The organism is Ruegeria sp. N11 (assembly GCF_056531525.1).
Genome location: NZ_JBQFLX010000006.1, coordinates 63,703 through 85,788, shown reverse-complemented (window position 1 = coordinate 85,788; position 22,086 = coordinate 63,703). Strand labels below are relative to the sequence as shown.

Annotated in this window: 17 protein-coding genes; 9 read left to right on the top strand and 8 right to left on the bottom strand. The window is 57.1% G+C overall.

The features are described 5' to 3' along the window. Positions 1-7 precede the first annotated feature (7 nt). The gene (locus ACR0J8_RS08170; protein WP_480523287.1) at positions 8-1,603 is read right to left on the bottom strand and encodes a GMC family oxidoreductase; all 1,596 of its coding nucleotides are present in this window, start codon (positions 1,601-1,603) and stop codon (positions 8-10) included. 108 nt (positions 1,604-1,711) lie between these two features. Here ACR0J8_RS08170 and ACR0J8_RS08165 point away from each other — a divergent pair, with 108 nt between their 5' ends. The 5 genes from ACR0J8_RS08165 (at position 1,712) to ACR0J8_RS08145 (ending at position 9,206) form a co-directional block, all read left to right on the top strand. Then, positions 1,712-2,950 (top strand): TRAP transporter substrate-binding protein, encoded by a 1,239-nt coding sequence (locus ACR0J8_RS08165; protein ID WP_170611426.1) that lies wholly within the window; start codon positions 1,712-1,714, stop codon positions 2,948-2,950. A gap of 65 nt (positions 2,951-3,015) precedes the next feature. Continuing rightward, on the top strand, positions 3,016-3,681 hold the full coding sequence (locus ACR0J8_RS08160) for a TRAP transporter small permease subunit (RefSeq protein WP_170681178.1): 666 nt from the start codon (positions 3,016-3,018) through the stop codon (positions 3,679-3,681). After that, a complete protein-coding gene (locus ACR0J8_RS08155) occupies positions 3,681-5,039 on the top strand; it encodes a TRAP transporter large permease (protein WP_170611430.1) in 1,359 nt (452 codons plus the stop codon). The genes ACR0J8_RS08160 and ACR0J8_RS08155 overlap by 1 nt, the downstream gene beginning before the upstream one ends. An 11-nt stretch (positions 5,040-5,050) precedes the next feature. Further along, complete coding sequence (locus ACR0J8_RS08150; protein WP_480889600.1) at positions 5,051-5,830, top strand: IclR family transcriptional regulator; 780 nt, start codon at positions 5,051-5,053, stop codon at positions 5,828-5,830. A gap of 55 nt (positions 5,831-5,885) precedes the next feature. After that, positions 5,886-9,206: a tetratricopeptide repeat protein gene (locus ACR0J8_RS08145; protein ID WP_480889597.1), complete on the top strand. Its 3,321-nt coding sequence runs from the start codon at positions 5,886-5,888 to the stop codon at positions 9,204-9,206. A 567-nt stretch (positions 9,207-9,773) separates the two neighbouring features. Here the strand turns inward: ACR0J8_RS08145 and ACR0J8_RS08140 are convergent. The 7 genes from ACR0J8_RS08140 to ACR0J8_RS08110 all read right to left on the bottom strand — a co-directional run bounded on the left by ACR0J8_RS08140 (position 9,774) and on the right by ACR0J8_RS08110 (position 16,445). Continuing rightward, positions 9,774-11,066 carry a TRAP transporter large permease gene (locus ACR0J8_RS08140; protein WP_170807514.1) on the bottom strand — a complete coding sequence of 431 codons (1,293 nt, stop codon included), beginning with the start codon at positions 11,064-11,066 and terminating at the stop codon, positions 9,774-9,776. Continuing rightward, positions 11,063-11,677 carry a TRAP transporter small permease subunit gene (locus tag ACR0J8_RS08135; protein ID WP_170611438.1) on the bottom strand — a complete coding sequence of 205 codons (615 nt, stop codon included), beginning with the start codon at positions 11,675-11,677 and terminating at the stop codon, positions 11,063-11,065. The genes ACR0J8_RS08140 and ACR0J8_RS08135 overlap by 4 nt, the downstream gene beginning before the upstream one ends. 81 nt (positions 11,678-11,758) lie before the next feature. Then, a complete protein-coding gene (gene dctP, locus ACR0J8_RS08130) occupies positions 11,759-12,763 on the bottom strand; it encodes a TRAP transporter substrate-binding protein DctP (RefSeq protein ID WP_170611440.1) in 1,005 nt (334 codons plus the stop codon). Further along, the gene (locus tag ACR0J8_RS08125; protein ID WP_480523278.1) at positions 12,760-13,062 is read right to left on the bottom strand and encodes a hypothetical protein; all 303 of its coding nucleotides are present in this window, start codon (positions 13,060-13,062) and stop codon (positions 12,760-12,762) included. The genes dctP and ACR0J8_RS08125 overlap by 4 nt, the downstream gene beginning before the upstream one ends. A gap of 78 nt (positions 13,063-13,140) precedes the next feature. After that, a complete protein-coding gene (locus ACR0J8_RS08120; RefSeq protein ID WP_480889592.1) occupies positions 13,141-14,163 on the bottom strand; it encodes a histone deacetylase family protein in 1,023 nt (340 codons plus the stop codon). A gap of 9 nt (positions 14,164-14,172) precedes the next feature. Beyond that, positions 14,173-15,102 carry a 3,5-dioxohexanoate:acetyl-CoA acetone transferase gene (gene kce / locus ACR0J8_RS08115; protein ID WP_480523274.1) on the bottom strand — a complete coding sequence of 310 codons (930 nt, stop codon included), beginning with the start codon at positions 15,100-15,102 and terminating at the stop codon, positions 14,173-14,175. A gap of 2 nt (positions 15,103-15,104) precedes the next feature. After that, a complete protein-coding gene (locus ACR0J8_RS08110) occupies positions 15,105-16,445 on the bottom strand; it encodes an aminotransferase family protein (RefSeq protein ID WP_480889756.1) in 1,341 nt (446 codons plus the stop codon). Positions 16,446-16,526: 81 nt separating this feature from the next. Between ACR0J8_RS08110 and ACR0J8_RS08105 the strand changes: the two genes are divergently transcribed. The 4 genes from ACR0J8_RS08105 (at position 16,527) to ACR0J8_RS08090 (ending at position 21,978) form a co-directional block, all read left to right on the top strand. Further along, positions 16,527-17,513, top strand: a complete 987-nt coding sequence (locus ACR0J8_RS08105; RefSeq protein WP_480889589.1) for a LysR family transcriptional regulator — start codon at positions 16,527-16,529, stop codon at positions 17,511-17,513. 175 nt (positions 17,514-17,688) lie between these two features. Continuing rightward, a complete protein-coding gene (locus tag ACR0J8_RS08100) occupies positions 17,689-18,573 on the top strand; it encodes a MurR/RpiR family transcriptional regulator (RefSeq protein WP_170611449.1) in 885 nt (294 codons plus the stop codon). Between the two features lie 2 nt (positions 18,574-18,575). Beyond that, positions 18,576-19,418 carry a carbon-nitrogen hydrolase family protein gene (locus ACR0J8_RS08095; protein ID WP_480889585.1) on the top strand — a complete coding sequence of 281 codons (843 nt, stop codon included), beginning with the start codon at positions 18,576-18,578 and terminating at the stop codon, positions 19,416-19,418. 175 nt (positions 19,419-19,593) lie between these two features. Then, a complete protein-coding gene (locus tag ACR0J8_RS08090; RefSeq protein WP_480889582.1) occupies positions 19,594-21,978 on the top strand; it encodes a GcvT family protein in 2,385 nt (794 codons plus the stop codon). Positions 21,979-22,086 lie beyond the last annotated feature (108 nt).

The window sequence follows — 22,086 nt, the reverse complement described above, 5'->3', positions numbered from 1 at the left end:
CCGGAATTCACCTTGCCGCGGAAAGCAGATCGCTGGCCTTTTCGCCGATCATGATCGCAGGTGCGTTTGTGTTTCCGCTGACAATTTCGGGCATGATGGAACAATCAGCCACCCGCAGGCTTTCAATGCCTCTGACCTTGAGCTGCGGATCAACGACGGCGTCATCCGATACTCCCATCGCGCAAGTGCCTGTCGGATGGTAAATCGATGCCGAGTTGGACCTGACCCAATCCAGCGTTCCGTCATAATCGTCCATGGCCAGATCGGCAGATGGCCGAAACTCTTCGGAAATCTTGGACGCAAGCGGGTTTGCCTTGGCAATGGTGCGCGCAATGTTGACGCCATCGACAATGGTTCGGCAATCCGTCTCGGTCGACAGGTAGTTCGGGAAAATCTTGACATAACTCGACGGGTCCGGGCCATTCAGACGCAGCTCTCCCCGGCTTTCGGGGCGCAGTTGGCAGACCGACATTGTAAATGCCGAGAACGGGTGAACGCCCTCTCCGGGGCTGTCGGCCGACCAGGGTTGGACATGGAACTGAATATCGGGCGTCTGAACTTCTGGTCGCGTTTTCAGAAAGCCTGTCGCCAAACTGGCGGCCATTGTCATCGGACCGGCACGGAACAACGCGTATTTCAAGGCTATTCGCGCCTGATTGAACAGGTTCCTCACCTCGTCGTTCAAAGTGGGTTCGTTACATTTGAACACAAGCCGCGCCTGAAGGTGATCCTGCAGACCTTTCCCCACTTTGGGCAGCGCGTGTCGCGGTTCGATCCCGTTTTCCCTCAGGTGATCCGGATCGCCGATACCTGACAGCATCAGAATCTGCGGGGAATTGATCGCACCGCCAGACAGAATAATTTCACGCCGTACGGTCAAAGTCTGTTCGGCACCTGAACGGTCCCGATACACCACACCGACCGCGCGTTTTCCTTCCAGCTTTATGCGCGTCACTAGGGCACGCGTTATGATCTTCAGATTCTGTCGGTTCCGGATCGGCTTCAGATACGCCACCGCCGAACTGCACCTGCGTCCGTTGCGCGTTGTCAGCTGAAAATAGCCGACACCTTCCTGTTGCGCACCATTGTAGTCCGGATTGAACGGGTAGCCCGCTTCTTGCGCGGCAGCGACCCAGGCATCACAAATCGGGCGCTGGATACGCATGTTGGATACGGCAAGTGGGCCTCCGACCCCGTGGAAATCGTCTTCTCCGCGCTCCTGATCTTCGCTGCGCCTGAACAGTGGCAGAACATCATCCCAGCCCCAGCCGATATTCCCCATCTGCCGCCAGCGGTCGTAATCCTCTTTCTGACCGCGCACATAGAGCAATCCGTTCAACGAGGACGACCCCCCAAGAACCTTGCCGCGCGGCCAGTCGATTGACCGACCGTTCAGACCGGCGTCTGGCTCGGTCCGGTAGCACCAGTCCACCGACGGGTTATGCATGGTTTTGAAATAGCCGACCGGAATATGAATCCACGGATTAGTGTCTGGCCCACCGGCTTCGAGCAGTGCAACGGACGTACCGGAATCGGCGCTCAGACGGTTGGCGATGACACAGCCGGAAGAGCCAGCCCCGACAACTGCATAATCCACCTCCATAACCGTCTCCTCTTAGCGAAATTAAAAAAAGTCTATGCAAGTTGCATCAAATATACTAGCATTTTTTGATACAAAACGTCTCAATAATTTTTCATCGGGAGGAAAAAGATGGAGATTGGTCGGAAACTAAGCGGAATATCACGGAGGGATTTCTTCCGCGTGGCGGGCCGATACGGCATGAGTTCAACACTGTTGGCTGCAGGAGGGTTTGGCGGCGCGATGAGCCTGGCGAATCTGGCGCAGGCCGCTGAATCGAATTATGAAAAACGGTTCTCGAAAGAACCCAAGCACACCCTGAAATTCGGCGCTGCCGGGTTCAACACCCGCAACCTTTTGATCGAGCGCGCAGGCGCCATCGAGTTTGCACGCGACCTTGAAGAACGGACCGATGGCGAGATTCGTGTTGAGTTCATCGGCGACAACCAGATCTGCGGTCAGCTGAGCTGTGTCGAAAAAACCCAACAGGGCATTGTCGACATCTACGCGGCTTCAACGCAGAACTCGGCAGGCGGCGCACCTTATCTGAACGTGCTGGACTATGCCTATATGTTCCCCAGCCGCGCGGCCCAGTATCATTTCTTCTACAGCCCGGCCAGTCAGCGCATTCTGCGGGACCCGCTGGAAAAACGGCACGGTCTGAAGTTCCTGTTCACCCACTGTGAACTGCGTGGACTGCAAATGGGTTCGACATTCTCGGACAAGCCGACGGTCACCAAGCTTGAGGAACTGTTCGGAACCAAGAACCGTGTTACCGGAACTCAGCTCGGCCGCATTGCGATGCAATTGCTGAACCTGAACCCGGTGCCAGTGGCGTGGGAAGAGACGCTGGACGCGCTCAAGACCGGGCTGATCGACGGCGCTGAAACCTGGGCTTCGGCGGTGGCTTACGCCAACATGTCGCCGGTGGTGTCACAGTCCGTGAACCTCAAGTTCTTCTGCGGCACCGAACATACCTCGATGTCCGCAAAGGTCTTTGACAGTCTGGGCGGTGAACTGCAGGACGCGGTCATGGAATCGTCCTACTTCACCCAGGCACTGATTCAGGGCGCAAACGAAGCCGCGCTGCTGAACACCGTCGGGTTCTCGGACCCGCAATTGCCGGGGACGATCTTTGCCGAAAACGGGGTCCGCCCCGCATTCCTGCCGGACGATCAGATCAAACTGGCCGAAGAGATGTGCGCTCCGAACTTCAACCCCGATCCATGGGCACAATGGCGCGAGCGGTTGGACAAATGGGCTGGCGGCATCGACACATATCAGGAAATCTACGACATCGCGCGTGAGATTCCGGCGGACATGTTGCCGGAAAATGTCGAGCCACGCCGTTGGTGGAAAGGCGAAGCCTGATAAGACTACCGAACCGGCCCCACGCGGGCCGGTTCCACTAAACACCGACTGGGAGGACGGGGTTCATGTCATTTTGGACCGATGTTGGCGCAATATTCAGCGCCATTCTAAGCCAGGATTCGTTCGAGATTCAGTCTGCGCTGCAGTCTGACGCGACATGGGTGGTAGGGACCGTGGTCGCTGCCCTGGGCGGTCTTATCGTTATGGCGATCTATCGAAAGGTTCCCTTCATTGAACGCCAACTGGAGCGGTCGGTCATGGTCTATTCCTATCTGGCCATTGCGCTTATCATTTTCTGGGGCGTGATCGACCGCTTTGTGTTCAACGACCAGGAGCCGTGGTCCACAACCATTCCGCCGCTTCTGTTCATGGTTATGGCGTGGTTCGGCGCGTCCTACAACGTTCGCCTGCGCACGCATCTGAGTTTCAGCGAATTCCGCACCTCGATGCCGCGCGGTGGGCAACTGGCCTGTCTGATCCTGGATGCGATCCTGTGGTTCATCTTTGCGGTGATCGTCATCGTAACAACATCTCGGCTGGTGGCGCTGTCGGCTTCGAACTTCCAGATCGTGCTTGGCACCGACAACGTGATGCAGTGGTGGTTCCTGCTTGCAGCGCCACTGTCGTTTTTTCTGATGGTCGGCCGCGTGTTTCAGAATCTGGCGGACGATTTACACAACTGGAAAACCGGCGAGCCCTTGATCAAGCAAGCCGTGATTGGGGCGGACTGATGGCAGACGGAACCTGGGTTACATTGATTTCACTGGGCGTGACGTTCTTGTTCATGCTGGGCGTGCCGGTCCTGCTGGTAATCGGCTATTGGGTCATAGGCTGTTCATTTGTTCTGGGTCTGACACTCGACAACATGGGGGCCGAGCTTCTGAATGTGTTCAACAAGGGCTTTGCCTTGCTGGCGATGCCGCTGTTCATTCTCACCGGCGATCTGATCAACAAATCGGGCATCGCACGACGGCTGAGCGATTTCGCATATGCCTGTCTGGGCTGGATACGCGGGGGGCTGGCGATGGCCTCGCTTGGCGCATGCGGGCTGTTCGCCGCGATTTCGGGCTCGAACTCGGCGACGACGGCAACAATCGGATCGATGCTGCACCCCGAGATGGTCAAGGGCGGGTATGACGAACGGTTCAGCGCCGCCACGGCAGCGGCAGGCGGCACGGTCGGGATCATCATTCCGCCGTCGATCATTTTCATTGTCTATGGCTTCCTTATGAACCTGCCCATTTCCGAACTGTTTGTGGCCGGCATCCTGCCCGGTGCGCTGATGGTTATCGGAATGCAGGTCGCATGCTGGATCATCTGCCGTATCAACGGCTGGGGCCATCTGATCCCGCTGCAACTGAACCGCGTTCTGAAAACCGCCTTTGGTGCCTGGCTGGGTTTCTTTGCAATCGGGCTGGTGCTGTGGGGCATCTACACCGGCAAATTCTCTCCGACCGAAGCGGCGGGTGTGACCGTCGGCTTCTGCGTCATCGCCGGTCTGGTGAGCTATCCGATCAACCGCATCATGGGTGCGCGCGACGACATTTCCCCGACTGACAAGAGCTATGCGGAAATGATGGTCGTCGAAGGGTTCACGATCCCGGAAATCCCATCGATCGTGATCCGTTCCGCGCAAATTACAGGGATCCTGGCACCGCTGATCGCTATTTCGGTCGTCATGCAACAAATCCTGTCGCTGCTCGGCGCGCAGCAAACCATCGGGGATTTCGTGACTTCGATGGGCGGGTACCATGCGGTGCTGTTCACCTCGATGGTCATCGTCTTTTTCTCGGGCATGGTGCTGGAGAGCCTTCCGGTGACCATCATCCTCGCACCGATTCTGGCCCCCATTGCGGCATCGGTCGGCGTAGATCCCATCCACTTCTCGGTGATCTTCCTTGTCGGCGCATCAATCGGGTTCATTACGCCGCCATATGGCCTGAATCTTTATGTCGCGTCAGGCGTAACGGGCGTGCCCTATTTCCGGCTGCTGCGTTACACCGTACCCTATCTGGTCGCGCTGCTGTCCGTCTGGATATTGGTATCTCTGGTGCCTGATCTGGCCTTGATCCTGCTGCCAAACAAATAGAATGTAAGGGGATGGTCGAGACGGAAACTTCGGAACGAGAAACTCAGATACCGACAAATCTGCGATTGCTTCTCATCCTGGAAGAAGTCGCAAAGCGCGGCGTTGCTGTTAAACCGGCCGACCTGATCGACACCCTGGGGCTGGCGAAACCAACGGTTCACAGGCTGCTGCAAACAGCCGAAGCGGAGGGGTTCCTGCAACGCGATCTGGACGGACGCTCGTTCGGGCCCGGTCCACGTCTGCGCAGGCTGTCCGTCAACACAATGTCTGCTGAACACCTGCGCACCGCGCGTCTAGCAATCCTGCGCGGGGTTGCGGACGAAATTGGAGAGACCTGCAACCTTGCGATCCCGGATCGCGAGGGGATGATCTATCTGGATCGGGTCGAAACCAAATGGCCGCTGCGCATTCAGTTGCCGATCGGCACCCAGGTTCCGTTCCATTGTACCGCCAGCGGAAAGATGTATCTGTCCACCCTGCGCAAGGTCACGCTGGACGGTTTTCTTTCAGCGCGGAAACTTCTTCCGCAAACCGAGCGGACATTGACGGACCCCGAGACCCTGCGCACCGAGATCGGGCGCATTGCGGAAAACGGGTATTCCACCGACAACGAGGAATTCATGCCGGGAATGGCCGCCGTCGCCGTGCCTGTTACCGACGATCAGGACAGGCTGGCCGCGACACTGTCCGTTCACGCACCCACCCAACGCCACGATCTTGAAAGCTTGAAGAAATTCCTGAACACCTTGCAGGATGGGGCGGACAAACTCAGAAGGCTGCTCTTGTTCTGACCAGTCGGCTGCAGGGCAATGGACTAATCACTTCAAACCGCTACACTCTCTGTCCATGTTGCGTTTTAGGTTCGTTGTTTCATTTGTCATTGCACTTACCGTTGTGTGGTCCGGGCCACTGATTTCACAGTCATATGCAACCGACCGACCGCAAGATGCACTGGCCGTACAACTGGCAAATCAGGGACGTTATGCCGAGGCCGAAGCGCTTTTGCGCAGAACTCTGGCGCAGGATCGTGCGAACCTTGGGCCAAGCCATCCGAATACGGTCGACACAACCGAAAACCTGGCCGTTGTGCTGGATATTCTAGGGCGACCCGATGAAGCGGAACCGCTGCATCGCTTGATTCTTCAGACGCGCCGCAAGCATCTTGGCCCAAACTCACCCGCCACACTTCGGGCGATGAGCAATCTGGGAACCACCCTTCGGGATCTCAACAGGTTTCGAGAAGCGGTCGAAATGCTCGACGCGTCAGTCGCAGGATCAAACATTACCCACGGCGAGACGGCGCCCGAGACGTTGGCCCGCATGAACATGCTGGGCCATACCCTGTTGCGCGCCAATCAGCCAGAGCGGGCCGAGCAGGTTCTGAGGCGCGCGGTGGAACTGGGCGGCCAAACGCTTGGTGAAGACAATGCCGAGGTCCTGTCCTGGTCCGTCAATCTGGCTCTGGCACTGGACACAATGGCGCGTTTTGAAGATGCAAACGCCTTGAACGCGAGAATTATCGCTGGCCTCAGTCGCCGGCAGGGTCCGACTTCACCCAGAGTTCTGACGGCCAAGAACAATTTTAGTTTCAGCCTCATGAGTCAGGGCCGAATGCTTGAGGCTGTTCCGTTGTTTACCGAGGTCCTGAAGGCGTATGAGCAAACCTTGGGACCTCAACATCCTCAGACGATGACGGCACGGATCATGTTGGGAAACGCTTTGTCCAAACTGGGCCGAGGGGACGAAGCGCTTGCGTTGCGCAGGCGGGATCTGGACCTCATGATCAGCTCGGCAGGCCCGGAGCACGTCTATACGGTTCGGGCGATGCGAAACTATGCCAGCGCGCTGGAGGCGGTTGGGCGGTTAGTGGATGCCCAAACCATCCGCCAACGCGTTTTGGCGATTTCCCGGAAAACCAATGGCGAGCGTAGCGAAGACACGTTGATTGCCATGAACGATGTTGCCCTCGACCTGTTGGAAAGCGGTCAGGTTGCGCAGGCAAGGGAGTTGATGGAGCGCTCCCTTGATGGATTTGTGGGACTGTACGGGGCTGCCCATCCCCGAACGATAGAATCCGCCATAAACCTTGCGGCCATTCAAGCACAGGCCGGAGATAGCGAAGCCGCCATCGCTTTGCTGCGTGACATCCGCAAACATCTTGGTACGCACCCGCATTTCGGACCGAATGAGGAATTGCGGTTGGCGTTCAATCTGTCTTCAACCCTTCGCGATGCCGGGCTGCCACTGGAAGCAGCACAAGAGCTTGAGGCGATGGTTCCCAAAGCGGACGCCGTATACGGCCCTACGTCCGTCAGGCCACAATTGTTCCGGTTGCGGCTGGCCGAATCCTCTCTGGCTTCGGGTTCGTTCCGCAAGGCACTGCAATTGTCCCGTCACGCCCATTCCGTCTTGGCAGATCGATTGCGCCGCACCGGCAACCTCACCGCCGACGAACAGCGGGTCGCGCTGGAACAGGCCTCCCGCGCGGCGTGGGCTTTCATTCAGGCGTCCTGGGCGGTTTCCCAACAGACGGATAGAGCTGAGGCTGACCAGTTGGCGCGGGATGCTTTCGAGGCCGCACAAACGATCGGGCTTGGGCCTTCGGCCTTTGCCATATCGCGGGCTGCCGGGCGCATTGCGGCAGACAATGCCCGCGTCGAGCCCTTTTTGAACGACTGGATTGGCGCCAAACGCGATTTGGCGGCATTTGAGACCAAGTCCGTTGCCGCCGCATCCGGCGCAGGGACATCGATAGTGGCCGCGCCCGATACGCTTGATCGGCTGACGGACAGATTGGATAGAACAACGCAAGCCTTGCAGAATGCCTTTCCCGCGTTTTTTGACCTGATAAATCCGCGCGTGGTCCGGGTGACTGATTTCCTGCCGGGTGGCGATGCCGAACTCGATGACGACGAGGCGCTGATCCTGATCGTTCCGGAAGGTGGAAATGATCGTTCAACGCATTTCGGACCCGGCTTTGTCTGGGCCGTAACCCGTGAAGGCGTCACATGGTCCCGATTGGAATTCGATGCAACAGAGCTGGAAGCCCGAGTCTCGGCCCTTCGCCGTTCCATCAACCCAAACGAGGAGTTCCTTGTCGCGGCACGCGCACCCATTAACCCCTCCGGTCCCGCGCGACAGGACAGCACACGCAGGTTTGACATTGAACTGGCCCACGATCTGTTTCTTGACCTGTTCGGCGCACCGGAGATTTCAGAGGCAATCGCGCCGAAAAAGCGGTGGCTGATTGCCCCGCAAGGTTCGCTGCTGAGCCTGCCATTCGGCGCGCTGGCGACCGCCCCTCAAAAGGAATTCGGGTCCGTGGCGGAAACCCTTCGAAATACACGCTGGCTTGGCGTCGAACGCGCCCTGAGTGTCATCCCTTCCCTGCAACTGGTGTTGCGAGACAACACAAGCACCACGGCTCGGGCAGACACGGGCGTCAGTTACGTCGGGTTCGGCGATCCCGATTTTCACGGGACACCCGAACCCCTGCGGCTGGAGACCCGCAATCTTCACAGATCGGCCCAAGACCTGCGCGACGGGTTGAAGAACCTGCCAAGACTGCCCGGAACGCGGACCGAGATCCTGTCGCTGGCATCGCAGTTTGGGGCAGGCGAGCATTCCGTTTTTCTTGGATCTCGGGCCAACGAAAGTGAACTCAGAAAACTGGACGCTTCCGGGCAATTGCGCCAGACGCACGTTCTGCATTTCGCAACGCACGGGCTGATTTCCGGTGATTTCGACAATCTGGACGAGCCTGCCCTGGCGCTTTCGCCCCCGCCTTCGCCGCGCAGTCCCAAGTTTGACGGACTTTTGACCGCATCCGAAGCGGCCGCGTTGTCCTTAGATACAGAATGGGTTCTTTTGTCTGCATGCAACACCGCGGCGGGGGCAAAACCGGGGGCGGAAGGGCTGTCCGGGCTGGCCCGCGCCTTCTTTTTTGCCGGTGCCAGGAACCTCCTGGTGACTCACTGGCCGGTTCGGGATGATCTGACATCCCGCCTGATCACCGAGGTTGTAACGCCCTCGACCGACCGGGTTCGCAGCGAAGCGCTGCGTCAGGAAATTGAGGTGCTGATACAGGACACCAGCGAAGATCACCACGAACGCCCGTTGGCGCATCCCGGGAACTGGGCTGGCTTTCAACTGGTTGGTGCCGGTTGAACAAATCCGCTTTCACAGCCATGCGAAAAAACTGAGCGCAGGTCTTGGCCGTTTTCCTGCCGTTGCATATCTGTGGCAGTGACCTACTCGTTAGGCAAAGCGTGGAGCAACCCCTGTTGGCCGTCAGATCCTGCAACCAAGTCATGCCCGCGACGCATGCCGGACATGCATTGCACGTACTTATTTTTCATAGGTTTTAGGGATAGATGCAGAAACAAGAACTTCTGTCCCTGAAACACTTGGAATGACACGATGACCAAAGAACTACGTGAAACCGTACACTACGTCAGCTTTGTTGTTGCCGGGCTGGCATTCATTGCCGCACTCTCGATCCTATTTTACAGCTAATCGGGCAAAGCGGCCTAAAGACAGGCATCACTTTCGAATTGTCTGAAAGCCGGAGGAACACTCCGGCTTTTTTATTAGGCTTGCGCCATTGAACCGGGTGTTCTCAGCGGTGCCCATGTGAGGTCAGGCAGTCACACCCTCAACGGAAACGGCCGCTCTGAAAAAAAGGCATCCGAACCCGCACGGGTCGGATACCTTTTTTGGATTTTGAGTGTCGGATTACCGGCCCAGCAACAGGTCCGGCAACCACAATGCCAGTTCAGGAATAAACGTGGTCAGCATCAGTGTCGGCAGCCATGCAAACACGATGAAGATCAAAGTCGGCCACAGCATCTTGGCAACCGGCGTGTCGCAAACCTGCGCCCCCAAGTACAGCAGCGGCGCCGTGGGCGGCGTGATGTTGGCCATACCAAGATTGACGCCGATGATCGCGGCAAAGTGGATCGGATCCACACCCACGCTCTGCGCAATCGGCAGCAGAATCGGCGTGGACAGCAGCAGCCCCGAGATATCGTCCATCAGCATGCCGATCAGGATCATGACAACATTGATCATCAGCAAAATCACGACCGGGTTGTCCGAAACCGAATAGACCATATCCTTGGCCATCTGCGGCGCACCCTGCGAGATCAGGTTGTCTGATACGATCAGCACCATGAAAATCATCACCATGACCACCCCGATCGTAACACCCGAAGTCTGGATGGTCTGGGCCAGGGTTTTCCAGGTCAGGCCGCGATAGAAGTAGATTGCCACGGGAATCGCGTAAACAACGGCGATACCAGCGGCTTCGGTCGGTGTCATGATACCGCCGTAGATACCGCCCAGGATGATGATCGGCATCATCAGCGCCGGACCCGCCAACCGACCCTGGCCCAACAATGCAGGCATGAAGGGATTCGGGCGCTCTTTCAGTTGGATATCGTCATACTTTCGCAGCATGAACTGATTGGTGATGATCAGCAGCGTGATCAGAATGATTGCGGGAATGACTGTCGACAGGAAGCACTTCAGCACGTGTTGCTGTGCGACCCAGCCGTAGAGGATGTGCGATGAACTGGGCGGGATCAGAAGGCCCAGGGGGCTTGCCGACACAATCAGGGCCGCGGATTGCCCTTTCGGGTAATTCGCCTTTTTCAGGTGCGGCATCATAATACCGCCGATGCAGGTCAGGGTCGCATTCGCACTGCCCGAGATCGAGCCGAACACGCCGCAGGCCAACACGGAGGCCGCGTTCAGTCCACCTTTGATGTGGCCAATGAACATCTCGGCCAGCGCCACCAGAGGCGCCGCAATTCTGCCTTTCTCCATAATGCCACCGGCAATCATGAAAAGCGGAATGGCGAGCAGCACCAGAGAGCGGATCCCCGTCGCTCCGGTCGGCAGATATCCTGTGATGGATTGGTCTCCCACCATCGCGATAAAGATCAGGACGGCTCCGAACGCCACATAAACGCTGACACCCAGCAAGAGCATCAGGCAGACAATAACAAGACTTCCGGCGATAATCATTTCGCGGCTCCCTTAAGAATTTCAGAGCGCAACGGAAGCCCGAGCCCCTTGCGGATATGAACGTAGAGATACGCAGCCGTGAACATCGCCATGAAGCCGAAAGAGCACATGATCGCAATGCGCCAGGAGACGAACGGAATTCGCAGGACCGGAGTGGATCGCAGCCGGGGGAAAGAGAAGTCGTCAAGCAGTGACACGTAGCAGGCGTAGACCATAAAGAGGATCACAAGAAGCTCGACCAATAGCACCACGAAGCCGCGCCACCAGATCATCCGGGGATTGTGTATCACGATACCCAGAATATCGGCGTTGATATGCAGATTGCGCGCAGAGGCCAGAACCGCACCGGCAAAGAAGCCGATGATCGAGAAGGCCAGGAGCCATTCTTCATAAGCGAACAGGTCGCCGCCGAAACCGTATCGGATTACAACAACAGCGCCAAAGGTGAAGGCCATCAGGAAGCCGCAGGCCATGACGATTTGTCTGCAAACAAACGCGATCACTTTCATGGGATACCCGATGACGGGCGGCAATTCGTCGGTAACTTTCTGCGGTTTATCGGCGTCTTCGTCGCCAACCCATCTCGTCATGTCATCGTCTTCTATCGACATGTCTGTCCCCGCTTTTTGTTTTTTTGTCAGGTATTAGAAAAAGGGCCGGCAAGTTTGCCGGCCCACCTGGGTTTCAGACTATCAGTTTTTGCTTGCAAGCAAACGGTCAATCACATCCTGACCGACGCTTTGCGCCATCATGGGCCAGATATTTTCCTGAATGTGGGCAGCCATTGCGGCCTGCTCTTCTTCGTTCAGGGACAGGATAGTATAGCCTTTTTCGATCAACTTCTCCCCAAAGGCCGCATCGTTGTCGCGGTTATACTGGAAGAAGTCGTCGGAAGCCTTGGTCATTGCGGCCTGCAATGCCGCCCGCTGCTCGTCGTTCAGCTTGTCCAGTGTACGCTGCGAGGCATAGAACGTGGTCAGTTCCGAGATCGAGTTGTACTCTACGAAATGCGTGCCGACATCCGACTGCGCGAAGATCGAGTAGGTTGCCGTCTTGGTGCAGCAGATCGCGCCGTCCACGATACCGGACTGGATCGCGGGGAAGATGTCGCCCCATGCCATGGTCGTCGCCTTGTAACCAAGTGCTTCCACCATGGCTTTTACAGCCGGAGACGACCAGACGCGAATGTTCATGCCTTTGTCGTCAAAAGTGTTCCAGTTGGTCGGCTCCTGCGTGGCCACGATGCCGACAAACCCTTCGGGGTTCTGGGCCATCACGCTCACACCATACTCGTCGGTGATTTCCTGCAGGATTTTGTTATATTCGGAATCCATGTTGCGCATGATGTTGTTCATGTCGTCCCAGCCACCCACGAGGAACGGCATCGACAGGAACTCCAGGCGCGGGTCGGTGTCGGCATAGATAAAGGCCGCCGCCAGATCGATGTTGCCGCGGGCCACGTCTTCAAACAGCGCCTCGCCCGAGCCCAGCTGGTTTGCGGGGAACACTTCGATCTTCAGACCGACGTTTGCCGCCGCGACGTCCGCCGCAACCTGTTCCATCATCTTTGTACCCTGATGGTCGATTGGGAAAACACCGGCAAACCGCAAAGTCATATCTTCGGCGAATGCAGCGGTGGCCATCAGCGCGCTGGTGGCGCCAATGACCAGCCCTTTGGCCAGTTTGTCGAATTTCATGAGAATTTTCCTCCCTTTAGGGTTTTTGCCCTTGAACACCGGGCTTTTAGAATCGTTTTGGCCAGCAGCATCGCCACGTGGCCAGTTCTTAATATTTTGTTATCACTAAAGCTGGAATTTATCATCTGCAATTTGTTTTTGCGAATCTTTTTCGATTGAAACATCTGAAAGGCGAATTTGGCCGACGAAAAACAGTTTGATTTCAACCCTGTGAATGTGAGCCCGCCAACAATTGTTGCAGGCCCACGCGTCAGCGGTGGATTTGAACTGAATCCCGAACAGCTAAGGATCGCACTCATTCGGACCACTCCATCGGCACCGGACGTTGCAACAATTGCAGATCGTCATCTTGCTAAATCCCCTGGGGCGTTTCAACATCAACCTGAGTACCCGGACAGGAATGCGTTCAGATTTTCACCCAGTTCATCGCAAAGATAGCCCCCCTCCTGTACGATGACGGTCGGAACGGCCAACTCATTCAGCTTCTCCGCAATTCTGGTGAAGCCCGGCGTTGATACCGCCAGCCCGCCAAACGGATCACCTTCGAAAGCGTCGAGGCCCAGCGCGATCACGACCGCGCCCGGCGCAAAGGCCCGGACATGTTCAAGCCCGCTTTCCAGCCCCTTCATGAACCCGTCATCCCCGGTTCCGCGCGGTAGGGGAATATTGAGGTTATAACCAAATCCGGCGCCCTCACCGCGTTCATGCGCGTGGCCCCAGAAGAATGGATAGAACCGCGCGGGATCCGCGTGGATGGAAAGCGTGAAGACGTCACTGCGTTCATAGAAAATGCCCTGCGTACCGTTTCCATGGTGCAGATCCACATCGATGATCGCCACGCGGTCATGCTGCTTTCGCAGGTATTGCGCTGCGATTGCGCTGTTGTTGAGATAACAGAACCCACCCGCCAGATCGCTGAAACAGTGATGCCCGGGCGGGCGGCACATCGCATAGGCGACATCGTCGCCTTCGCTCACGGCCTGCGCTGCGGAAACAGCGCAGTTCGCAGACCAGCGCGACGCTTCCCAGGTGTGCTCTCCGATAGGACAGGACATATCCGCGATGTGGTATCCCGCTTGCGCCACGGCGGATAACGGATAGCTCGCCGTGCGGCGGTCGGGATGAATGTTCGGGAAAATCTCTGGCGCCGCATCCGGAATACGTTGCCAGCGCGGGTAAACCGTCGACAGAAACTTCAGATAGGCCGGAGCGTGGACCGCCGCAATCGGACCCAGGCCATGATCCTCGGGGGCCAGAATGTCATGCCCGCCTGTCGCGACCCCATCCAGAAACCGTTCCAGCCGTTCAGGTTTTTCCGGATTGGGCTGCATGAGGCCATTCACCAGAAATCCCGAAGGAAAGTGTTGGCGCTGTTTTTCCTGTTCAACAAAGACTTTCATGCCATCCCCCTAAAACGCGACCTGATCCGGGCCTTTTAGCCCCAGTGTTTCGCGTACATCCGTGGGTGATGCGACATCGAACCCCAATTCTTCGACAATGCGTCGAATTTTCTGCACCTGCTGCGCATTGCTTGTGGCCAGTTCCCCTTTCGCGTTCATCAGGTTGTCTTCCAGCCCGACGCGCACGTTCCCTCCCAGCACCACGCTCATTGTCCCCAAAGGCATCTGCTGGCGCCCGGCAGCGAGAACGGAAAACTGGTACTGATCACCCAGCAAACGGTCCGCGGTTGATTTCATGTGCATCAAGTTCTCGGGGCTGGCATCCATGCCGCCAAAGACACCCATGACAAACTGAAGGAAGACGGGTGCCTTGATCCGTTTTTTCCGAAGATAGTAGGCGACGGTCTGGATGTGACCAACGTCGTAACACTCCAGCTCGAACCGTGTTCCGCACCCATCCCCCATCAGCGTGAAAAGACGCTCGATATCATGAAACGTGTTCTTGAAAACATTGTCGCGAGAGTTTTCCAGAAATGGCTCTTCCCAGTCGTGTTGCCAGTCCGAGAAACGTTCGCGCATCGGGAAAAGACCGAAATTCATTGACCCCATGTTGAGCGAACACATCTCAGGCGACAGTTGCGACGGAGCGGACAGGCGCTCTTCGATCGTCATCTGCGAACTACCACCTGTCGTGATGTTGATGACCGCATCTGTAGCCTGTTTGATGCGCGGCAAAAACTGCCGGAATACGTCGATATCCGCGCTTGGCTTCCCGGTTTCCGGGTCGCGCGCGTGAAGATGCAACACCGAGGCCCCTGCTTCGGCTGCCCCGATAGCCGCAGTCGCGATCTCATCCGGTGTCACCGGCAGATACGGGCTCATGCTAGGGGTGTGGATCGAACCTGTGACCGCACAGGTTATGATGATTTTTCTTGTCATATTCAGCTCTCCAGCCCGGCTTCCCGCGCAAATACGGAAAGGCTGTCATCCAGAATGTTCAGAATGTCGCCAACCTGATCTTCGGTTACGATCATCGGCGGGCAGATCAGGAAATGATCCCCTTCCAGCCCACCTCTGGTCCGGCGGGAATAGGTGATCAGACCTCGATCGTAGCAGATGTCCACAAACCGGGAATACGCATCCAGTTGCTTGGGAAGCGGCGTCATGCTGTTGCGATCCGAAACCATTTCAAACGCCATCAGCAAACCTTTGCCCCGCACATCGCCGATGAAGGAATAGCGTCCCATCAACTCGTGCAGCCCGGCCATCAGAACACCACCCATCCGGGTCGCGTTCTCAAGCAGATTCAGGCGTTCGATTTCACCCAGCACTGCCAGACCCGCCGCGCAGGCCAGCGGGTTGCCTGCATAGGTGTGACCGTGCGCAAAACCGCCAGCGGCCAGGACGGCGTCCACCATCCGTTCGTCGGCAATCATCGCGCCCAGCGGCGCATAACCGGCGGCAAAGCCCTTGGACACAGCGGCCAGATCCGGACGAACATCCCAATGTTCGGACGCCATGAATTTGCCCGTCCGTCCAACGCCGGACATGACTTCGTCCATGATCAAAAGGATACCGAATTCGTCGCAGATTTCCCGGATGCGGCGATAATAGCTGTCCGGTGCAACCAACGCTCCGGTCGACGCGCCACCCACCGGTTCCATGATAAAGGCCAGCACGGTCTCAGGACCCTGAGCGATGATCTCATCCCTCAGCATCTCGGCGTATTTCAAACCGCGCGCGTCATCGGACAGGTTGTCATTGTCCAGATAGCAACGCGGTGCCGGGATCTTCGGCATGTCCTGAAACATTGGCCGAAACACATCTACCAAGGGCCCGTACCCGGTCAGTGCAAGCGCACCCAAGGTGCTTCCGTGGTAGGAAGGGAACCGCGAAATCACTTTCCAGCGGTCCTGCTGCCCAGTGGCGACCGCCCATTGGCGCGCAAACTTCACGCAGGATTCAACCGCTTCTGAGCCACCCGACACAAAAAAGACCCGGTTCAGACCGTCCGGCATGCGCGCGGCGATGGCCGACGCGAGGTCTTCGGCCGGGGCGTTTTCGAAATGGAGCCTGTAAGCGAACGTGGCGCTGTCCATTTGCGCCTTCATCGCAGCCAGAACGTTCGGGTTCGAATGTCCGATGTTGCTAACCATCGCACCGGATGAGCCATCAATGTACCGTCGGCCTTCCGTATCCCAAAAATAGATCCCTTCGGCACGGTCGACCTGAGGCCGCCGGAGACGGGATTGATAGAACAAATTCGATTTCTGCACTGACAGGCCTCCGAGAATCCCTGAACGTATCGGGACGACAAGAAGATGTTGCGCGCAGATCTGTCATAGACCAAATAGATAATATGAATGGATATCATAGATCTGGTTAATGGCATGAAGGAATCCAAGGCGGAAAGACTGGCGCGGGAACTGGACTGGAACCTGCTGCGCACCTTCATGTTTATCGTCCAGGAAGGCAGCCTGACCAGCGCAGCCAACCGACTGAGATTGCGCCAGCCGACGATAAGCCAGGCCTTGCAGCGGCTTGAAGCCCGCACCGGCACCAAGCTGATCGAGCGCAGTCCGTCAAGTTTTCGGGTCACGCCGGCCGGCGAAACCCTGTATCAGGAATGTGTTGAAGTGTTCGGAACCATCACGCGCGCCGTGCAGACAGCCCAAACCACACGGGATCATCTGACCGGTCAGGTCTCCATCGCCACAACCAGCCGAATTGAAAGCCCTTTCTACGACAGGGTTCTGTCTGATTTTCACGAACAGAATCCCAACGTGACATTTGAAATCAACGTCATGTCCAGCGCAAACGTCCAGCGCAGTGTTCTGGAGAAGAACGCGGCCGTGGGCTTTTGCCTGGCCCACGAAATTCACCCCAGACTGAATCACGAGATCATGTATAGATCTTTCTTCAGCCTCTTTTGCGGCCCGACGCATCCTCTTTTTGGGCAAGCGGATTTGAAGCTGAGCGACCTGAGAGAGTATTCGTCGGTCTCGTTCAAAACCGACCAGTTGTGGGATGCCCTAAGGCCGGTGGCCCTTTTGCGGGCGCAGCAGGCGTTGGACAAGAAGGTTATCGGATACACGTCTAATCTGGACGAGGCCTTGCGGATGATCATTGCCGGGCTGGGGTTTGGCCCCCTGCCCGTCCACTTCGCCCGTCAATATGTGGCGCAAGGCAAACTCTGGCGCCTGCCGCCTTACACCAACGAACCGGTGATCGATTTTTTCATGGTCCACCATGGCAACGCGCGTCTGAACCCCGCAGAATTCGCCTTTCTTGAAATGTTGAAGGCCAGAATATCCAGTACTCCGCTAAGCAAACGCACATACTCGGACTGACATCCCGACACAGGGCATCGTCCGGCCCGGATGTTTTCAAATGATACAGTTGTCAGGAAATATTGCACGAACGTGAAAATCATCCTAGCATCGCGCTCAGGCTGTTGGGTTGGGGCCATGTCAATACACCCGGAAACATCAACGTGAGCAACCTCCTGTTCTGAGCACTTGTAGTATGAGCGATTATCAGCAAATCGGCGAACGCCTGAGGGACCTTTACCCCGACCTTCCCCGCGTTCTGAAAATCGTCGCGACCTACATGCTTGAGCATCCGGGCGACATCGCGACACTGTCCATGCGCCGTGTGGCAACAAATGCGGGCGTTTCCCTGCCGAATTTTTCCCGCATGGCAAAAATTCTGGGGTACGAGACCTATAGCGAGCTGCGTGACGTCTATCGCAAACAGGTGCAGCAGCACGACATCAAGGATTATCACCTGCGCGCCGTAACCATGAGCGACTCGGAAGACAGCCGCAGCAACATCAGGTTCTGGGAGCAGTTGCGCGACGCAGCGCTGACCAACGTATCTTCTCTGTTCGAAGCCAACGACCCGGAACACATCGCCGAGATCGCCCGCATGTTAAGCAAAAGCAGACATGTCTATCTGGTGGGAATGCAGGCTTCGCAAACCCACGCGTCTTACCTGCACTATCTGGCGGGAATGACCAGCGGCAAATTCCGCCTGCTTCAGGCCGCTGGCGGTGTTCTGGCCGACTCAATCACCGATATCTCGGAAAAGGACACCGTGATAACAATCAGCCTGCAACCTTGCGCCAACGCGGCCATTCAGGTGTCCGAATTTGCGCAGGAACGAAAGGCGAAGGTAATCGCGATCACCGACAGTCCCGCGTCGCCTATTGCGATCATGGCAGATCACACACTGCTGGCTCAGGATCAGGCCCCGTTTTTCTTTGGCTCCTTTGCCGGCGTAACGGTGCTGATCGAGGCACTGATCGGGTTCTTCACGATCGAGGAACGGGCCAGCGCAACAGACAGAATCAAACAGATTGAAGCGGATCGCATCAGGCTGGGCGAGTATTGGAAGGACAAGGAAGTCTGACAATGTCGAAGGAAGAAACACTGGCAATTCTGGCGTGTCAGATCCGCATTCCGCAAACGAACTCTGCGCAGGAACGCGACGATCATCTGGCGCAGTCCACGCAAAGAGTATCCGAGGAACTGGCCGCCAGGCCTGCGGACCTGGTGGTCTTGCCCGAATTGTCGAGCATAGATTATTCCCGCGCGGCGTTTTCGCGTCTGGACGATATTGCCGAACCCCTGGACGGTGCTTCATTCCGCGCGTGGCGTGATGTGGCGCTAAAGTTCGGCGTTTTCGTTTCCTACAGCTTCGCGCGCAGAGGGACAGACGGCAACTATATCTCGATTGCGGTTGTGGGACCGGACGGCAATCTTGTCGGGCATTATGACAAACTACATCTGGCCCAATACGGCGCCTCGATGGAGAAAGAGTATTTTGAGCGCGGCGCGCATCTGCTGACTTACGAAGTCCGTGGATTCAGGATCGCCCCTATCATTTGCTACGACATCCGCATTCCCGAGCTATGCCGCACCCTGGTTGTCGACAGGGGTGTTGATCTGATAACCCATTGCGGCGCCTATTTCCGGGATGAATCCTTCCCCACCTGGCACGCCTTCGCGACCACCCGAGCGATGGAGAATCAGGTGTTCCTGATGTCACTCAACCGCGCCGGTGAGCAGTATGGAAATTCGCTGTTCTGCTGGCCCTGGATGGACGAAAACAAGAGCCCCGTCGCGTTTCCACAGCATGAAGAAGCCTTGAAACACATCGTTTTGGAACGATCCGTTCTGAATCAGGCCCGCACCGATTATTCTTTCCTGAGGGACCGGCTGGAAGACTATGATCGTCTTCCGACCCTGACCTAACAAACCTCGCAATACGCAAACGATTGGCTCAGGACCGCTCGGGACAATTCCGGAATGGTGGTGAACTGTACGCTTGTTCACATAATTTAACGAATGATATAATTTGTTAGACTAATTTTTCAAATTTAATATTCTGAGTAAAATTGGCTTTGAATCAGAATCACAGGAAAGCGAAATGACTGTCCCAAGCCACGCTTCAGTAATTGTTATCGGCGGCGGAATTATGGGGTGCTCGACCCTGTACCACCTGGCAAAAATGGGGGTCGGCGATGCGATCCTGCTGGAACGCAACAAGCTGACCAGCGGTACGACGTGGCACTCTGCTGCACAGGTACGCGCCCTTCGCCATTCGCAGAACCTGACCCGTATGATCCAGTATTCGGTCGATCTTTATTCCCGGCTTGAACAGGAAACGGGCCAGAATGTTGGCTGGATCCAGAAAGGCAGCCTGTCCATCGCCACCTCGGACGGGCGTATGACACATATCCGACGGCAAGAGGCGCTGGCCAGAGCCTATGGGGTCACTGCGCAATCCATCAGCGCAGGCGAGGCCAAGGAACGCTGGCCGCTGATGAATGCCGAAGATGTCATCGGCGCTGTCTGGTCGCCGGACGACGGCCGAGTCAGCCCTTCGGACGTGTGCGCCGCACTGATCAAGGCTGCGAAAGGTTTGGGCGCAAGGATTTTCGAGGATACCGGGGTCACTGGCATCCTGACTGAAAATGGCCGCATCAAGGGCGTTGAAACAACGGCCGGTACGATCACATGCGATGCCATTGCCTTGTGCACCGGGCTTTGGTCACGCGAAGTGGGCGCCATGGCCGGCTCCGCCGTGCCTGCGCTTGCCTGCGAACATTTCTACCTGCTGACCAAGCCAATCGACGGAATTGTCGGAAATACTCCAACGCTCAGCGACCACGACAGCCATCTGTACATCCGCGACGATTCAGGCGGCTTGCTGGTGGGTTGCTTTGAACCCATGGGCAAACCGGTGAAACCCGGCATTCTGGATGAAAACTTTGAATTCAGCCTACTGCCCGAGGACTGGGACCACTTCGAGCCGATGATGATGAACGCGCTGCACCGGTTACCGGCGCTTGAGACGGCCGAGGTCAAAATGCTGCTCAACGGGCCCGAGAGTTTTACCCCGGACGGCATGTTCATGCTGGGCGAGACGGCGGAGACACGCGGGCTGTATCTGGGCTGTGGTCTGAACTCGGTCGGGATCGCTTCGGGTGGCGGCGCCGGGATGAACCTGGCCCATTGCATCGTTCATGGGCACACGACGTATGATTTGGGCGAAGCGGATGCCAAACGTTTTGCGCCTGTGTTCAACTCGCTGGATCATCTGATGGCCCGGGCGCCGGAAATTCTGGGAACCCACTACGAAATCGCATATCCCGGCCGTCAGCTCACAACCGCGCGGAACCTGCGTGCCCTGCCGCTCGAGACGGAATACAAGGCTGCGAGCGCGCATTTTGGCCAGTTTTATGGCTGGGAGCGCCCGCTCTACTTCGGAAAAACCGCCGAGCCCGCAATGAGTTTCGGCAAACCCGACTGGTTCGAAAACGTGGCGAATGAAGTCAAAGCCGCGCACGAGCAAGCGGCTGTCTTCGATGCGTCATCCTTCGGCAAGATCGAGGTTGAAGGCCCGGATGCCGAGGCGTTTCTGCAACATACATGCGCGTCCAACATGGCCAAGCCGCCGGGCAGTGCTGTCTATACTGCGGTCCTGAATGAACGCGGCACCTATGAAAGCGACATTACCGCCCATCGGATTGCCGATAATCACTATCGACTGTTCGTCGGCACCAATGCGATCAAACGGGACCTCGCCTGGTTCCGCCGCCACTCGGAAGGGTTTGATGTGACCCTGACCGACAGCACCGAGGACTACGCCGTTCTGGGCCTGATGGGTCCTGACGCCGCACGGATCATCACCGAGGCCGGTGCGCCCGAACTGACCAGACTGGGCTATTTCAAGGTCGGTCCCGCGCACATCGCCGGATGCCATGTTCGGGCCGTGCGCATGTCATATGTCGGGGAACCGGGCTGGGAAATCACCATGCGCGCCGAAAACACCCCCGCGGTTTATGCAGTGCTGACGGCAGCGGGCGCAAAACCGGCGGGCCTGTACGCCCAGACCGCCATGCGGATCGAAAAGGGATTTGCCGCCATGGGTCATGAGCTGGACAGCGACACGTCCCCTGTCGAGGCCGGGCTGGACAGTCTGGTGTCGAAGAAGAAGCCCTTTATCGGTTCCGAAGCGCTGGCACAGCGCCGCGAAACGAGTTCACGCCATCTGGTCACGGTGATCATCGACGACGAGGCGGCGCTGCCACTGGGACATGAGCCCATCTATGCCGGAGACAAGATTGTGGGTCATACGACGTCCGCCGCTTTTGGCTATCGTATCGGCAAGCCGGTTGCACTCGCCCATGTCAAACTGAAAGACGCTGATGGCGTCAGGGTCCATTTGGATATAGCGGGCAGCCGGTTTGCGGCGAAACTTCAATATGCGTGTGCGTTTGATCCGGAAGGCGCACGGATGCGCAGATAAGACGCCACCGCGCCGTGGTGAAAAAATCCGGCGCGGTGGAACCGAAACATGTAAGACGTCGCCAAGTTCCGAATTCACTGGTATCCGGGTAGGCAAGCCGGTCGCAGA

Excerpts from the sequence above, each read along its gene's own strand:
- ACR0J8_RS08090 (WP_480889582.1), top strand. The coding sequence starts at position 19,594 with ATGACTGTCCCAAGCCACGCTTCAGTAATTGTTATCGGCGGCGGAATT.
- ACR0J8_RS08150 (WP_480889600.1), top strand. The coding sequence starts at position 5,051 with ATGGTCGAGACGGAAACTTCGGAACGAGAAACTCAGATACCGACAAAT.
- ACR0J8_RS08135 (WP_170611438.1), bottom strand. The coding sequence starts at position 11,677 with ATGTCGATAGAAGACGATGACATGACGAGATGGGTTGGCGACGAAGAC.
- ACR0J8_RS08155 (WP_170611430.1), top strand. The coding sequence starts at position 3,681 with ATGGCAGACGGAACCTGGGTTACATTGATTTCACTGGGCGTGACGTTC.
- ACR0J8_RS08165 (WP_170611426.1), top strand. The coding sequence starts at position 1,712 with ATGGAGATTGGTCGGAAACTAAGCGGAATATCACGGAGGGATTTCTTC.
- ACR0J8_RS08140 (WP_170807514.1), bottom strand. The coding sequence starts at position 11,066 with ATGATTATCGCCGGAAGTCTTGTTATTGTCTGCCTGATGCTCTTGCTG.
- ACR0J8_RS08170 (WP_480523287.1), bottom strand. The coding sequence starts at position 1,603 with ATGGAGGTGGATTATGCAGTTGTCGGGGCTGGCTCTTCCGGCTGTGTC.
- ACR0J8_RS08125 (WP_480523278.1), bottom strand. The coding sequence starts at position 13,062 with ATGAGTGCGATCCTTAGCTGTTCGGGATTCAGTTCAAATCCACCGCTG.
- ACR0J8_RS08100 (WP_170611449.1), top strand. The coding sequence starts at position 17,689 with ATGAGCGATTATCAGCAAATCGGCGAACGCCTGAGGGACCTTTACCCC.
- ACR0J8_RS08145 (WP_480889597.1), top strand. The coding sequence starts at position 5,886 with ATGTTGCGTTTTAGGTTCGTTGTTTCATTTGTCATTGCACTTACCGTT.
- kce (WP_480523274.1), bottom strand. The coding sequence starts at position 15,102 with ATGACAAGAAAAATCATCATAACCTGTGCGGTCACAGGTTCGATCCAC.
- dctP (WP_170611440.1), bottom strand. The coding sequence starts at position 12,763 with ATGAAATTCGACAAACTGGCCAAAGGGCTGGTCATTGGCGCCACCAGC.
- ACR0J8_RS08120 (WP_480889592.1), bottom strand. The coding sequence starts at position 14,163 with ATGAAAGTCTTTGTTGAACAGGAAAAACAGCGCCAACACTTTCCTTCG.
- ACR0J8_RS08160 (WP_170681178.1), top strand. The coding sequence starts at position 3,016 with ATGTCATTTTGGACCGATGTTGGCGCAATATTCAGCGCCATTCTAAGC.
- ACR0J8_RS08095 (WP_480889585.1), top strand. The coding sequence starts at position 18,576 with ATGTCGAAGGAAGAAACACTGGCAATTCTGGCGTGTCAGATCCGCATT.
- ACR0J8_RS08105 (WP_480889589.1), top strand. The coding sequence starts at position 16,527 with ATGGATATCATAGATCTGGTTAATGGCATGAAGGAATCCAAGGCGGAA.